Below are 15028 nucleotides of genomic sequence, written 5' to 3'. Positions count from 1 at the left end.
CTAAGTGAGTGCCGCCATGTGTCTGATTGAATTGTTGATTGATCAAAGCCGAGAAGGCTTTTTTTGTTTATATAAAAAGACTGGTACTTCTAACTAAAATTAGATGTGTCAGTCTTTTTTAGCAGAATGATCTCGATCAGTGCGCTTTTAACGACTGAAATATAAGAAATAATGTTAAGGTGATTTGAGAGATTGTCAGATGAGATTTTATTATTATATAATTAAGTTGTTGTAAGGAAAGGGGAGTAAAACATGAGAAAAAGTTTTGTTATAATTATTGTTCTTTTTGCCGTGTTGTCAGATTGTACAAGCAAAGAAGAGAAGGCAGAATCGGCTTATAAAGAAGGAAATTATCAAGAAGTTGTTACGTTATTAGAGGAAAACAAGGAGAAGTCTGAACAAAGTGAAAGTATCTATTTATTTTCAAAAGCTCAGTTGGCTTTTGAAAAAGAACATTATCAAGAGGTAGTTGACTTGCTTGCTGACAAAAAACTGGATAATAAAGTAAAAGATGCTTATCAAATTTCAAGCGCTCAAGTGAATCTAAAGAAAAAAAAGTATAAAGCGGCTGTTGATTCACTTCAAGGATCAGAGACAAAAGAAGCTGAGGAAATCAGACAAATAAGTTATTATGAGTTACATTTGCCGGAAATTTCAACTCGTCTAATGAACAATGATGCAGATGGAACATACGAGCAGTTATTAGCGGCTCAAAATGTATTAAACGAAGAAAATATGGATAAATTAAATAAAGTGATCGAAGAACAAATCAATGATAAGGTCAAGGAATCTGATATCAATGATTTTTATAGTTTGGAGAAATTAGCGACTCTCCTGAATAAGGAAGAAAAAAATAGTTTGAAAAAGCTCTCAGACTTTATTGGAGAGACCCTTTCTGCAAATGAAAAAAACAAGTTTGATGCATTCATGAATCGCGTTTGGGTGAGAGAAGACGACTCATTGAAGGGACTTAAATTAGCGATTCAGATCTCACAGGAAAATAGCTTTGCCACCATTTTAGAAACAGCACCAGAAGCACCGGAATTTAAAGTCAATGATATTAAATGGAGCAATATTCAGTACATCAATAGTACAACTTTTCGTTTTGAGGATTTATCGACCAGTAAAAACTACTCTGAAGCAGTCGGAACGATCGATTATTTTGGGGAGAGTATCGAGGTTCATGTGACTGCCCAAGCCAATGCCATTGGAACGAGTCAACTACTGGTACCTGTGAAAGAATAGACGATCAGAAGCATTGGTTTTTGTTAGATAGTGACTTTTTTGAATGAAATAACAAAAAGAGCAGTGAGCCAAATATTCGGCAAACTGCTCTTTTCTTTTATTTTAAGTCAATTTTCTTCTCACCAAGTTCTTTTCCAGCCATTCCCTGTGTTGCCTTTAAAACAACCGGTGTTTCAGTATCGTCTAAATCATAAGAAATAATTGCTTTGACTGTACCGCCTGGTTTGATATCATCTGATTGATGTTCTGTGTATTCTGCAAAGCGTTCATCTTGTGGTGTCATACCAACATTCAGCCGATTGATCGTATTTTCACCCTCCTGTGTTAATTCCATACAAGCGATCCAGACAGTAGAAGCAGACAGAGGTTCTTTACTGTCATTTGTCACTTCATAAGTCAGTGCTAATTGTGGTTTTTCTCTATAAAGAGCTGTATCAGCAGGTAACACTTCTGTAGAAAGAATTTTCACTGTAGCCATATCGATTTTTAAAGTATCATCTTTAAAATACGCATTGCCTTCTTTTTTTTGAGATGTCGAAGAGTCTGCACTACTTTTTTTTGTTGTATTGTCGTTGCTGCTGCATGCAACCAAAGTCAATCCGCACAATGTCAATATGCCGAAACCCAGAATTTTTTTCACTACTTATATCCTCACTTTTCTCATTTTTAGACTAGCTGTCAATGATTATCCAGCATGAATCGATTAACTCTATACTACCTTGAAATAGAAGAAATAACAAGATAACTTTGAGATAAAAAAAAGAAAATGATCCTTCTGAAAATGAAAGAAGGACCACTTAAAATGCTAAAATAATGATAAAAATATAAGTATTTATTTAATTAAAATCCTCGACTGCTACCGCCAAAAGTCCCTCCGCCTGTAGAGTGTGTGCTGCTGCCGCCACCACCAGAGCCTCCGCCATTTGAATTGTTTCTAGGGATCCGCCGCGTGGTAACGAAAGAATTGATCAGCCGATCATTTTTACTTGTTAAATGCAGCGTTGCTTTTTCTCTGAAAGGATAAGAATAAGTACCAAATTTCAACTGGTATTTTGAAACACTGATTGCAAAAAAGATGCCGCTTAAAATAACGGAGGCAATCAAAGCAATCAAAATTTCAGTGGTCGTTAGCACCTTATAACGTGTGATTTTACCTGTTTCTGTATCTACACGATAATGACCGCCAGGAACGCCTTGATCGAAGAATCTGCTAGTATCCTCAAGAAATGTTTGAGCAGCTTCCATATAATTTCCGTTCGTCAAACTAGCACCGATGTTATCCTGCATTTGGCTATTTCGTTTATCCGTCAAATAATCGATCATATTGCCAGAGGTAGAAATCACTGATTTTCGTTGATTCATATCGATATAAAAAGTGACACCATTTTGATCCTTGCCAATCCGGTCAAGCATATAGTAATCTGCAAATCGAGTAGAATCGATCTCATTGTCGGTATTGGTAACAATAAAAATGCGTGCTTTCGTTTTTGCTTCGATCGGAGCAAGCATTTCTTTTAATCGATTAACTTGTTCTCTGGTAAAAAGCCCAGCTTGATCATCGATCGAATCTTCTGCAGCATAACTTTGTACGCTAAAACCAAAGAGAAGAACAAAACATGTAAGAAACCATAAAGGCATTTTTTTCATCATATGAACCAGCCTCCGATCAAAAAAAGAGCCAATAAGAGAGTGAATAGACCGAAAGTGAAAAGTCCTAAACGTTTATAGCTGACAGGAAGGATCCCGCTCACTTTTCCTGTTTGACCATTCATTGCGAAGTAGTAGACTTTGTTTGATTGTTCATTGCTTCTATAGGTCACTAACCAAATAGGTAAAAGCATATAATGATTTTTTTCATCTGCTAGAGAAATATCCGTTCGCAATTTTGTTAAGGAAGTATAGCCAGCAGCTGTATCCCGTAGTAAGGATTCAGAATAATCTTTGAGCTCGTTTTGAATAGCCTGTTGAATTGCTTCATATTCTATATCTCGTTTCTCTGCTTGAAAGCCAGCTAAATACTGGCTTTTAAACGAGCGAGCTTTATCGATAGGAAAAGGTTGGACTGTTTCAACCATTTTTTGCTGAGTATTTTTAGATAACGCATTTTTGATCAGTTCTTTGAATGAAATTTTTCCTTGTCGTGTAACCTCGAATTGTTTTGTTTCTGTATATTCCAGATCTCCGACTCGCCAAACCCGTAAAGTGGTCCCCATAGCATTCAGTTGACCATTGATATCGGCATCAACTACCCAATAAGGAAAATAGACACCGGTCAATTTATCGATTTGCTCTTTATTGAAAAAATCTTTAGGAATAAACCATTTTTTCTTGGTCCAGGCTAAAAACGTTTCGACAGCTTCTTCTTTTTCGATCGCAAAAGGTAAGACTTTTTCCGGCAAAAAGGTCCCGTTTAAACGACCAGATAAAACAACTGGGTTATGACAATAATAGCAATAGGTGGCAGCTGTCGTTGCTTCTGTGACGATTTGGGCACCGCAGCTCGGACAGTTGAATAATTCCATATCGTCTTTGTTACTATCGGAAGTATCGTCAAACGCAGTTGCTTCATCAGAATGCATTCGATCAGCCTTTGCGTCTGCGGTATAAGTCAACTCCTCTTCAATGGCGGGATCTTCTAAACGAGCGTCACGCTGAGACTGTTCATATGCTGTGACTTCTGTCTCAGTATAAACATTCAAGCAGTATTCACAATGAAACTTTTGATCTTTAGGATCAAACAATAAAGGACCGTCGCAATTGGGGCATTTGTGTGTAAAAGTGTCCGTCATAATGTTTCCTTTCTTATTTGGCAATCTGATTTAGTTTAGACCGCTAAATAGGCTTGTTTAGTTTTAGAGTGCGAAACAAAACTGTTTTTTAGCTTTGTTCCGCACTCGGATTTTCTGTGTTGCTATTTATAATGGAATTCCTTGAAATGGTTTGCCGCAATGCGGGCAGAATTTAGGAATACCGTTAGATAGGTCAACGACTTCACTACATTCACTGCATTTCATTTCTAATTTTGGTTTCTCATTGGTTGGCTTCGGTGTGCCGCAGTTAGAGCAGAATTTCCCTGAATTTTCTGTTCCACATTGAGGACAAGTCCAAGTATCAGCTGAGCCTTGGGCATTTTGCTGATTTTGTTTTTCCTGCATTTGCTGCTGATTGGTTTGAGAAGCTTGAGCAAAATAATTTCCGCTAGTATTCATGCCCATACCAACGCCCATAAACCCGTTCATTGCGCCTCCTTCATTGCTTCCAGCTGCTTCCATTCCACGGGCCAATGATCCTTGAACATAGCCTTCACGGACGCTTGGATCACTCAACATCGCTCCTTGATTACGCATATTGATCAATTTCGTTGAATCATCCGTGTATGAAATGCTAGCAACTGCAACAGAAACGATTTCCATTCCACGAAGTTCACGCCATTCGTCATCTAAGGCTTGTGCCATATATTTGCTTAATTCTAAACTTTTTGATGGTACATAAGAAATACGCTCACCGTCTGCAGACATTTTATTGATCGCAGATTGAAGAGCTGTTAAGAATTCTGCTAAATATTGTTCGTTGATATCATTAATATCTACTTGGCTTTTATTTCGAGGAATCGCATTTGAGAAAAATAGTAATGGGTCTGTGATCTTGATCGAATAATTCCCATGCGCTCGTAAAAACAATTCTGCATTATAAAAATTATCAAAGTAATTAAGGGGAGAAGAAGTCCCAAATTTGATTCCTTTGATTTCTTGTAAATTGATGTAGAAGACTTGTTGTTTTTGAGGAGTTACACCGCCAAATTTAAAACGGTCAAAACTTTCTGAAATTGCTGCTTTTAAAGAACCATTGAACGCCGAAGGAGCGGAGTCATTTTTCACTGTGTAGTAACCTTCTTCAGCAGTATAATCAATGATTTTACCGCCATCGACTAAAATCATCATCGTATTTGGATACACATGTATAACAGAACCATCCGTCAAAACATCCTCTGTTCCTTTACGGTTAGAGCCGCGCTTATCATTTTTACGAACAAAAATTCCCTTGGTCATAACGGTCGTATCACCCATATCAGCAGGTTCAATGACTTCGATCCATTGATCCGCTAAGCCTCCGCCGATCGCACTTGTTGCTGCTTTAATAATTCCCATTCCAAATTCCTCCTTGATAAAAGTTGTACGTGAAAATAGTATACCATAAACGAAGAAGGTAAAAATACAGCTAAGGTCTAATAAGCTTATTGATTTTTTACTAAGCTTCCTCTTTTTATAACGAATAAATGACAAGATTGAGGTATAATAAAGAAGACATTTTAAAATGGAAGAGATGGGGGAATCGCTAGTGGAAAGAAGAACACAAAAGAAGTCAAAAAAACCGATAATTTTAGTAATTAGCGGGATAATAGTTGTTGCTGCTTTGGGTGGTGGTGTTTTTGCTTATAGTGCATGGCAAACTAAGCAAGAAATAAAGCAAGTGGAGAAAACAGCGCAAACTTTTTTAAAACATTTATCTAAGCAAGAGTTTGATCAGCTTCCTACTGTGTTGAGTGAAGAGTCGATCAAAGACAATGGATATGATAAGAATCAATTAGTTGAAAAATATGAAGCGATCTTCACTGGGATACAAGCACAAGGAATCAGGAGTAAACAGGTAAAAGTTGAAAAAAAAGCTAGTGACAAGTTCACATTTAGCTATCAACTAGAGATGACAACGCCGTTAGGTAACTTAAAGGGTTTATCCTATAAAACGACGATCGATAAAGAAAAAGACAACTACAAAATCAACTGGCAACCTAGCTTGATTTTTCCGAAGATGTCTGGTCAGGATAAAGTCTCTATTGGCGTAGATACTGCGGCGCGTGGAGAAATCGTCGATCGTAACGGAGAAGGGCTTGCTGTAAATCAAGCTTTTGATCAGGTTGGTATCGTTCCAGGTAAACTTGGAGAAGGAGATGCAAAAACGGCAAACATCAAAGCTTTCAGTGATCAGTTCAATGTTCCTGTAGAAGAAATTGAACAACATTTGAAGCAAGCTTGGGTCCAAGATGATTCATTCGTGCCGATCAAAATATCCTTTGATCCGATCACTGATTTGCCACAAGGTGCGGCTTCACAAGATAAAATTGTCCGATACTATCCACTAAAAGAAGCAGCTGCACAATTGATCGGCTACGTTGGAACAGTGACAGCAGAAGATATTGAAAAAGATCCTTCTCTAAGCAGCACTGGTGTCGTTGGGAAAGTTGGGCTGGAACAAGCCTTTGATAAAGAATTACGTGGACAAGACGGTGGAAGTATCACTATTACTGATGAAAATGGACAGGAAAAAAGTGTTCTTCAAAAAGTAGAGAAAAAAGATGGTCAGAAAATTCAATTGACGATCGATAAAAATGCACAGTCACAAGGCTATGCTATTTTTGCAAATCGTCCAGGCAGTGCTGTTGTGATGGATCCGCGGCAAGGGGATTTATTAGCGACTGTCAGTTCACCATCTTTTGATCCGAATAAGCTTGCGAATGGTATTTCTCAAACAGAATATGATGCGTATGCTAATAATGAAAATTTACCATTTACAGCAAGGTTTGCTACAGGTTACGCACCAGGCTCGACCTTTAAGACGATCACAGGTGGTATTGGTTTAGATGCTGGGACACTTAAGCCGGAAGAAGAGCTTGCGATCAATGGATTGAAATGGCAGAAGGATGCTTCTTGGGGTGACTATTTTGTGACGCGGGTAAAAGAAGCAAGTCCTGTCAACTTACGAACAGCATTGGTCAACTCTGACAATATCTATTTTGCAGAACAGACGCTGCGTATGGGGGAAGAAACTTTTAGAAAAGGGCTGGATAAATTTATTTTTGGTGAAAAACTAGACTTGGCTATTCCAATGAATCCAGCTCAAATTTCAAATGAAGACTCGTTCAAATCAGAGATTCTATTGGCAGATACAGGTTATGGTCAAGGTCAGCTTTTGATCACACCGATCCAGCAAGCGGCGATGTATACAGTTTTCCAAAATGAAGGTAAGCTGGTCTACCCGAAAATCGAGTTGTCTAAAGAGGCAAAGACGAAAGAAAATGTAATTAGTTCAAATGCGGCTGATACGATCGTGACGGATCTTCTTGGCAGTGTGGAAGATGCAGATGGTTACGTGCATAATATGTACAATCCTGAATTCTCATTGGCTGCTAAAACAGGAACAGCTGAAATTAAAGAGAAACAAGATACCGTTGGCAAGGAAAATAGCTTCCTTCTGGCTATGGATCGCAGCAATAATAAGTTTTCTGCGATGATCATGGTAGAAGACTCTAGAAAAAATGATACAGCGACAGATATCAGTAAACCGTTGATCGATTATTTAGAAGCAACCTATAAGTAAATGTAGAGATAAAACAAGCTATTTTTGAGTTAGCTGTCAATTTATCAAAATCTAGGAAACTTTAAGAGAGCGGGACAAAACTAAAAATCAGTTTTGTTTCGCTCTCTAAACGTGAATAAACGGCGAAAAAAAAGCAGCTCCTTCGGAAATAAGCAGAAATTCACTAAAATTTGAAAAGCAATTTTCGTAAATTCTTTCTTATTTCTCGGAGCTAAACGCTTTTGTCTCAGCCTCATTAATTTCGAATAAACGGAGAAAAAAAGCAACTTCTTCTTAATTTTTTTGGAGCTAAATGTTTTTGCCTCAGTCTACGTTTTCTTGTGCTTTTTATATTTATTTAGAAGAACACTTGGACTTTTTTACTGCTTCGAAAAAATATGCTACAATGAAACAACTACCTAATGAAAGAAAGGGATTTTTTTGTGCGTATTTTAGCAATAGATACCTCGAATCAGACATTATCTATCGCAGTTTGTGATGAGGAAAAAATTTTAGGACAATATACTATAACCGTGAAACGCAATCATAGTTTGACATTGATGCCGGCAATCACACAATTGATGAAAGATATTGGTTTGAAACCCGACGAGCTTGATCGAATTGTCGTTGCGCAAGGTCCGGGTTCATATACGGGGTTGAGAATAGGTGTAACAACTGCCAAAACATTAGCATACACGCTGAATAAAGAATTAGTTGGAATTTCTAGTTTGAAAACGGTAGCGGCGAACTGTATTTCGATCAAAGGTGTGATCGTTCCGTTGTTCGATGCTAGAAGAAATAATGTTTATACAGGAGCCTATGAATACATAAATGGTGAATTACAGACGAACATTCCAGATCAACATATTTCTTTAGAAGAGTGGTTGAAGCAATTGAAGGAGTTTGAACATATCTATTTTGTCGGTGAGGATGCTGTGAAATTGCAAGAACAAATAAAAGAAATCTTGCCGGATGCTGTGATCAATACGATTCCTCAATGGCAGATCCCAAATGCTTCCGTACTTGCTGGACTTGGAAGAAAAGCTGAACCATCAATGGATATTCATCATTTTTTACCGGATTATCTGAAACGAGTAGAAGCGGAAGAAAATTGGCTAAAAGAACATAAACCTGAAGGAGAAACATATGTTGAAAAGATTTAATCCTTTCAATAAGCTTGCAGGCTTACTTTTTAAAAATCGGCCTTATGAAGCAAAAACGATTCAGCTTTCTAATGAAGATTATTTCGTGCGGGCAATCAAATTTGAGGATATCAAGGATTTATTATCTATCGAAAGGGAAGTCTATGCCGGTGAAATGCCATGGACGAAAACCGCCTTTTTAATGGAGCTGCAGGCAACAGACCCTCATTTATATTTGTTGATTCAAAAAGAAGGAAAAACGATCGGTTTTATTGGTTGTCGATTGTTTGGGAAAGATGCGCACATTACAAATGTCGCAGTTTCTACTGCCTATCAAGGAAAAGGGATCGGTAGTTTTTTGATTAAAGAAATTCAGCAATTTTCTGTTTTGAATAAATGCGAAACGATTTCATTAGAAGTGAGGATCAGTAATAAGAATGCACAAAGAGTCTATAGAAAATTAGGGTTTACATCAAGTACGATCAAGCAGGAGTACTATACTGAAAACAAAGAAGACGCCCTTGAAATGGTGTTGTCTTTAAAAGAAGAGTGATCAAATGTATTGTTTAAAAGAAGAGCTGCCGATCAAGTCTGCTGCTGAAAAGTTATGGCAATTATGTGAAAACGCGTATGAGCATGGTTCTCCGTGGTCATTGGAGCAATTCAGTGTTGATCTGCAGCAAGAAGTAACGGATTACCTTGTAAAGATCGAAGAAGACGAATGGCAGGGATTTATCAGTTACCAGCAAATTTTAGATGAGGTCGATATTTCTCATATCGTGGTCCAAAAGAAGTTACAGGGAATGGGCGTAGGCAGTCAATTGTTGGATCAGGCTATTCAGCTTTTTAAAGAGCAGGGAATCAAGACTGTTTTTTTAGAAGTCCGAGCATTCAATTATGCGGCTCAGCAGTTATATCTGAAAAAAAATTTCGAGACGCTTAGTCGCCGAAAAAAATATTACACACGTCCAGTAGAAGATGGAATTGTAATGTGTTTAAAAATTAAGGAAGTGGAACAATGACTTTTTTTTATAAAGAAAGAAAACTGATTTTGGCAATCGAAAGCAGCTGTGATGAAACGAGTGTCGCAGTAATTGAGAATGGCGATCAAATTTTATCCAACATAGTTGCTTCTCAAGTAAAAAGCCATCGTCGATTTGGCGGTGTCGTGCCGGAAGTCGCGAGTCGTCATCATGTGGAGGAAATCACGCTGTGTATCGAAGACGCATTGATGGAAGCTGAGGTAGGACCGGCTGATTTAAGTGGAGTGGCAGTGACTTACGGACCTGGACTTGTAGGCGCATTATTGATTGGAATTTCCGCTGCAAAGGCTTTTGCATGGGCTCATGATCTGCCGTTGATTCCAGTCAACCACATGGCTGGTCATATTTATGCAGCTCACTTTGTAGAGCCGTTACAATTTCCTTTGATGGCGTTACTCGTCAGCGGAGGGCATACAGAGCTAGTGTATATGAAAGAAACAGGTTCCTTTGAAATCATCGGTGAAACAAGAGATGATGCTGCTGGTGAAGCGTATGATAAAGTTGGACGGGTGTTAGGATTAAGTTATCCGAGCGGTAAGGAAATTGATACACTGGCTCATTTAGGGCAAGATACGTATCATTTTCCACGAGCGATGATGAAAGAGGATAATTATGACTTTAGTTTTAGCGGGTTAAAAAGCTCGTTTATCAACACTGTTCATAATGCACAACAACGGGAGGAAGCACTTAGTATCGAAAATCTGGCGGCTAGCTTTCAAGCGAGTGTGATCGACGTATTAGTCGACAAAACAATACGTGCTTGTAAAGAATATCCTGTGAAACAATTAGTTATGGCCGGCGGAGTTGCTGCAAATCAAGGATTAAGAGAACGATTAAGTCAGGCGATCGCTGATCAATTGCCAGAAACAACTATTATTGTGCCTCCGTTAAGACTATGTGGAGATAACGCTGCGATGATCGGTGCGGCAGCATTCGTCGAAGCAGAAAAGGGTCATTTAGCTGATGCTCATCTAAATGCAGAACCTAGTTTGAGCTTTAAAACGATCGGTCAATAATTAAGGACTAGGCATATTCGTAAAATTTTGCTATAATAAATCCAGTTTCATATTGATTCGTTGAAAAAGAGAGTACTTTATCTAAGGTCATCACAAGCGATTTCGGGACGGTGTAAGCCGAAAATGACAAGTAAAGGAAGCGCACTTTAGAGAATCTGCACAAGCAGACGGCTATCTACCGTTATTAGATTAAGTGGGTCTATCGTAGAATGGACAATTAGAGTGGTACCGCGGGAAATTCTCGTCTCTGGTGTTTTTAAACACCAGGGACTTTTTGCTTTGAAACACTGCGACTGGCAAAGCTAGAGCAGATGTTGAAAAGTAGTTGGCGACGGATGGAGCGAAGTACCAAATGCGAAGGAAACACCGCAATTGATGAAACTTGCATATCTGTTGAGAAGTTTTCAGTAGTCAAAGAAAGCCATATTCTTAAGTAAAAAGTAACGATGAGTAAGAATAAAGGAAACATTAACTGTGAGAGCGCAAATGAACTAAAAATGAATAACCTAATATATAGGAGGAGAAAGATGAATAACAAAGAAATCGTAGCAAAAGCTATTTATGCAGTAGTGAAAGATGATTTATCTTTAGAGACAGTCACACAATTATTAGAAAATCCTAAGTCAGTTGACCATGGCGATGTGGCTTTTCCAGCTTTTTCATTAGCAAAGGTCTACCGTAAAGCGCCACAACAAATTGCCGCAGAATTAGCCGAAAAAATCGAAGGTTCAGATTTTGAAAAAATTGAAGTGGTTGGCCCTTATTTAAACTTTTTCATGAATAAAAAGATGGTCAGTCATGCAGTGATCACTCAGATTGCCAAAGAAAAAGGTCATTATGGGGATAGTTCTATTGGTGGGAAGGGCAGTGTACCGATCGATATGTCATCGCCGAACATTGCAAAACCAATTTCAATGGGGCATTTACGTTCAACGGTCATTGGTAACTCAATTGCCTTTATTCTTGAAAAAATCGGTTATTCGCCTGTTCGTATCAATCATTTGGGCGATTGGGGCACTCAATTTGGAAAGCTGATCGTTGCTTATAAAAAATGGGGCTCAGAAGAAGGCGTCAAAAATGCGCCAATTACAGAATTACTACGTCTATATGTGCAATTTCATGAAGAGGCGGAAACACAACCTGAATTGGAAGAAGAAGCACGTGCGTGGTTCAAAAAACTTGAAGAAGGGGACCAAGAAGCTACTGATTTATGGCAATGGTTCCGTACAGAGTCACTAAAAGAGTTTGATAAAATCTATGGTATGCTTGAAGTGTCGTTTGATTCTTATAATGGGGAAGCTTTTTATAATGATAAGATGGCTGAAATCGTTACAATGCTGGAAGAAAAGCATCTACTGCAAGAAAATCAAGGTGCTGAAATCGTTGACCTATCTGCGTATGACTTAAACCCTGCGTTGATCAAAAAATCAGACGGGGCAACACTATATATTACCCGTGATTTAGCTGCAGCAGTTTATCGTAAACGGACGTATGATTTTGCTAAAGCAATTTATGTCGTTGGTAACGAGCAGTCGAATCACTTCAAACAGCTAAAAGCTGTGTTGAAAGAATTAGGTTTTGAGTGGTCGGATGATATGCATCACGTACCATTTGGATTAATTACACAAGGCGGTAAGAAGCTATCTACGCGTAAAGGGAAAATCGTTCTTCTAGAAGAAGTCTTGAATGAAGCAGTTTCGCTAGCGAATAAGCAAATCATGGAAAAAAATCCTGACTTGCCAAATCGCGAAGAAGTAGCAAGACAAGTAGGGATCGGTTCAGTGATTTTCCATGATTTGAAAAATGATCGTTTGAACAATTTTGATTTCGTACTAGAGGAAGTTGTGCGTTTCGAAGGTGAGACAGGACCGTATGTTCAATACACTCACGCTCGCGCAATGAGTATTTTAAGAAAAGCGGATTTCACGATCGATGAAACAAAAGAATACGCTTTGAACGATAAAGAAAGCTGGGAAGTAGTAAAATTACTTCAAAAATTCCCAGATGTCGTTTTGCAAGCTGCTGACAAATATGAGCCTTCAGTGATTGCAAAACATGCGATCCAAGTTGCTCAAGCGTTCAATAAGTATTATGCCCATGTGAAAATTTTAGCTGATGATCCTGAGAGAGAATCACGTTTGGCTTTAGTTTATGCAATGGCTACGATCATCAAGGAAGATTTACGTTTATTAGGTCTTCATGCACCAAATGAAATGTAATAATTAAAAAGAAAAAAGCAGTTAGTCCCTGTTTAATTAGGGTCAACTGCTTTTTTGATTTTTACACTATTTTTGATTATTTTTGCCATTCTTGCTGCATTTGATCTAATAGATCGATCACGTCTTTTGTCAAGAATAGAGAGCGATTTGACAAGGTTCCTTCGATCATTTGGATCATATTGTCGATTTCATAATTCAGTGCTTGGGAACTATCACCAGAGACGACCGTTTCAACTGTGTCGTCGTTGAAGAAAATTTTTGCTTCATCTGCTCGAGGATAGTCGTTGATCACCAAATAGGCATTTTCAAAAGCCACAACTCCTTGTTTGGGCATCTTTGCCTGAAAACTTAGTGAAACAGTGGCTATTTCTTGTGCATCATTTTGTAAAATAGTAGCCGATTGTTCATCTACTCCTGTAGAGAAAGGCTGCATCACAGAAGCGACTACTTTAGGCTGCGCACTCAAGAACCAACGGGCGAAAGAAACAGCATACGTTCCAATATCCAAAAGAGCACCGCCAGCTAATTCGGGATTAAAAAAGCGGTTGGTTGGATTGGGCTCTTTGTAACTGCCAAAAGGCGCTTGGATCACTTTTAGCTTGCCGAAACGACCAGAATCGATTTGGCTTTTTAGCTCATGATATAAAGGCATATTAAAAATCGTCATAGCTTCAGCTAAAATTAGATTCTTTTCTTCAGCTAGTTTCATTGCTTCAGTTAGTTCAGCGCTATTCATAGTGATCGCTTTTTCGCAAAGAACATGCTTCCCTGCGTGCAGAGCTTTCAAGATGTGGTCGATATGTTGTCTGTTTGGTACTGCAACGTAGATGATATCGATAGAATCATCTGACAATAGTTCTTCGTATGAGCCATATGCAGTAGGGATATTATGCTGTTTAGCAAATTCCTCTGCCTTACTCAATGTACGTGAAGCAACTGCATGGATGCTGCTGTGTTTATGCTGAAATGTTTCTGTAAAGCTTGTTGCAATATCACCAAGTCCGATGATGCCCCAATTATAATTTGCCATTGTTTCTTCCTCCTAATTAAAAGATCACTTCTATTATACATGAGAAGTATGAAATCGTGGTTAAATTTAAGCAAATGGAAGTTAACGTAAAAATTATTAGAGAAAAAGGTGAATGTTTCTTAAAAAAACGAAAATAAGTGGAGCAAAGAGATGCTTTTTTTTGATATTTTCAGTAAAATAAAGAAAGGAGGCGAAAGTCATGCACCAAATGTATATAGATATTCTTATCGATGCAATTATAGAAGAGTTTGAAACAGAAGAGACGTTTTATACCGACTATCTCCAAACGTCGAAAGAAAACTGGGAGAACTGGAAAAAAGGTCATACCAGCTTGACTAATGAAGAAATGCAAAAGGTGAAAAATCTTTTTACTGATTATGAGTGGATGCTGACACAAAAAGTGCTGCGCCAAACCATTCTTTTTCCAGAAAAAAGGAATGTCGCTGTGTCTGAATATAAGCGATTAAAAACCTTGATCGCCAAAAAGTGGCTGCAGTCTGGAGCAGGAGTGGCTGAATTGATCCCTTCAAAAAACAAGGCTGAACATGTAGAGCAAGCATATATCGATTTGAAAGTTACCGTTTCGTATGGTGAATGGGGCTTTGATGATATCGTTACGTTTCGTTTGCCGGCCACTTTACAAGGTCAACTGGAAGGATCGAAAGTAGAGCTATTAGATTGGGTAAATGAAAATTTAATGGGAACTTACGTTGGTGAATAAGTAAGTGAGGAGTTTTTTTGTGAAACAAATTTTAGGCATATTATCCGTCATTATAATGTTAGGTGCTGTGATCTATGTATTTTTTGGACATGATACAGCAAAAGACAAGACAAAAAACACAACTGAACCAACAACAGAAGTAAGCCAAACGACCATGACGACAACATCTAAGGAACCAACGAAAACTTCGACAACCATGACTACGACAGCTGTAGATTGATTGTAATGAAAAAAACTGATATAATCAGTCAGCCATTG

The 15028-nt window shown here is 38.2% G+C and carries 14 protein-coding genes and 1 other annotated feature; of the genes, 9 read left to right on the top strand and 5 right to left on the bottom strand.

What is annotated here, in order from left to right; genetic code table 11:
* Positions 1-252 precede the first annotated feature (252 nt).
* A complete protein-coding gene (locus IGI58_RS17905) occupies positions 253-1245 on the top strand; it encodes a hypothetical protein (protein ID WP_429952335.1) in 993 nt (330 codons plus the stop codon).
* Between the two features lie 97 nt (positions 1246-1342).
* Here the strand turns inward: IGI58_RS17905 and IGI58_RS17900 are convergent, their stop codons facing one another.
* The 4 genes from IGI58_RS17900 to IGI58_RS17885 form a co-directional block, all read right to left on the bottom strand.
* Positions 1343-1885, bottom strand: coding sequence for a DUF5067 domain-containing protein (locus IGI58_RS17900; protein ID WP_429952336.1), 543 nt, complete (start codon positions 1883-1885; stop codon positions 1343-1345).
* A gap of 200 nt (positions 1886-2085) precedes the next feature.
* On the bottom strand, positions 2086-2892 hold the full coding sequence (locus IGI58_RS17895; RefSeq protein WP_429955248.1) for a TPM domain-containing protein: 807 nt from the start codon (positions 2890-2892) through the stop codon (positions 2086-2088).
* Complete coding sequence (locus IGI58_RS17890) at positions 2892-4034, bottom strand: TFIIB-type zinc ribbon-containing protein (RefSeq protein WP_429952337.1); 1143 nt, start codon at positions 4032-4034, stop codon at positions 2892-2894. The genes IGI58_RS17895 and IGI58_RS17890 overlap by 1 nt, the downstream gene beginning before the upstream one ends.
* 126 nt (positions 4035-4160) lie before the next feature.
* A complete protein-coding gene (locus IGI58_RS17885; RefSeq protein ID WP_087640295.1) occupies positions 4161-5393 on the bottom strand; it encodes an SPFH domain-containing protein in 1233 nt (410 codons plus the stop codon).
* Between the two features lie 175 nt (positions 5394-5568).
* On the opposite strand from IGI58_RS17885, the gene IGI58_RS17880 reads away from it, so the two are divergent.
* The 6 genes from IGI58_RS17880 to argS all read left to right on the top strand — a co-directional run bounded on the left by IGI58_RS17880 (position 5569) and on the right by argS (position 13019).
* Complete coding sequence (locus tag IGI58_RS17880) at positions 5569-7620, top strand: penicillin-binding transpeptidase domain-containing protein (RefSeq protein ID WP_429955250.1); 2052 nt, start codon at positions 5569-5571, stop codon at positions 7618-7620.
* Positions 7621-8042: 422 nt separating this feature from the next.
* Positions 8043-8762, top strand: coding sequence for a tRNA (adenosine(37)-N6)-threonylcarbamoyltransferase complex dimerization subunit type 1 TsaB (tsaB, locus tag IGI58_RS17875; protein ID WP_429952338.1), 720 nt, complete (start codon positions 8043-8045; stop codon positions 8760-8762).
* Entirely contained in the window at positions 8746-9294 is a 549-nt protein-coding gene (gene rimI / locus IGI58_RS17870; protein ID WP_429952339.1) for a ribosomal protein S18-alanine N-acetyltransferase, read from the top strand. Before tsaB ends, rimI (IGI58_RS17870) begins: the two co-directional genes overlap by 17 nt.
* Before the next feature lie 4 nt (positions 9295-9298).
* A complete protein-coding gene (rimI, locus tag IGI58_RS17865; protein ID WP_429952340.1) occupies positions 9299-9763 on the top strand; it encodes a ribosomal protein S18-alanine N-acetyltransferase in 465 nt (154 codons plus the stop codon).
* On the top strand, positions 9760-10800 hold the full coding sequence (gene tsaD / locus IGI58_RS17860; RefSeq protein WP_429952341.1) for a tRNA (adenosine(37)-N6)-threonylcarbamoyltransferase complex transferase subunit TsaD: 1041 nt from the start codon (positions 9760-9762) through the stop codon (positions 10798-10800). Before rimI (IGI58_RS17865) ends, tsaD begins: the two co-directional genes overlap by 4 nt.
* Positions 10801-10851: 51 nt before the next feature.
* Positions 10852-11052 (top strand) — a binding site (T-box leader).
* 275 nt (positions 11053-11327) lie between these two features.
* On the top strand, positions 11328-13019 hold the full coding sequence (gene argS / locus IGI58_RS17855; protein ID WP_429952343.1) for an arginine--tRNA ligase: 1692 nt from the start codon (positions 11328-11330) through the stop codon (positions 13017-13019).
* A gap of 76 nt (positions 13020-13095) precedes the next feature.
* Here argS and IGI58_RS17850 read toward each other — a convergent pair whose 3' ends face one another.
* Positions 13096-14049, bottom strand: coding sequence for a Gfo/Idh/MocA family protein (locus IGI58_RS17850; protein WP_429952345.1), 954 nt, complete (start codon positions 14047-14049; stop codon positions 13096-13098).
* A 199-nt stretch (positions 14050-14248) separates the two neighbouring features.
* On the opposite strand from IGI58_RS17850, the gene IGI58_RS17845 reads away from it, so the two are divergent.
* Both IGI58_RS17845 and IGI58_RS17840 read left to right on the top strand, forming a co-directional pair.
* Positions 14249-14770: a hypothetical protein gene (locus IGI58_RS17845; protein WP_225533807.1), complete on the top strand. Its 522-nt coding sequence runs from the start codon at positions 14249-14251 to the stop codon at positions 14768-14770.
* Positions 14771-14789: 19 nt separating this feature from the next.
* The gene (locus IGI58_RS17840; RefSeq protein ID WP_429952348.1) at positions 14790-14990 is read left to right on the top strand and encodes a hypothetical protein; all 201 of its coding nucleotides are present in this window, start codon (positions 14790-14792) and stop codon (positions 14988-14990) included.
* Positions 14991-15028 lie beyond the last annotated feature (38 nt).

This window comes from Enterococcus sp. AZ020 (genome assembly GCF_050499205.1).
Classification (GTDB): Bacteria; Bacillota; Bacilli; order Lactobacillales; family Enterococcaceae; genus Enterococcus_L; species Enterococcus_L dunnyi.
The sequence above is the reverse complement of the archived record's forward strand: the minus strand, read 5'-3'. Positions and strand labels throughout refer to the sequence as shown.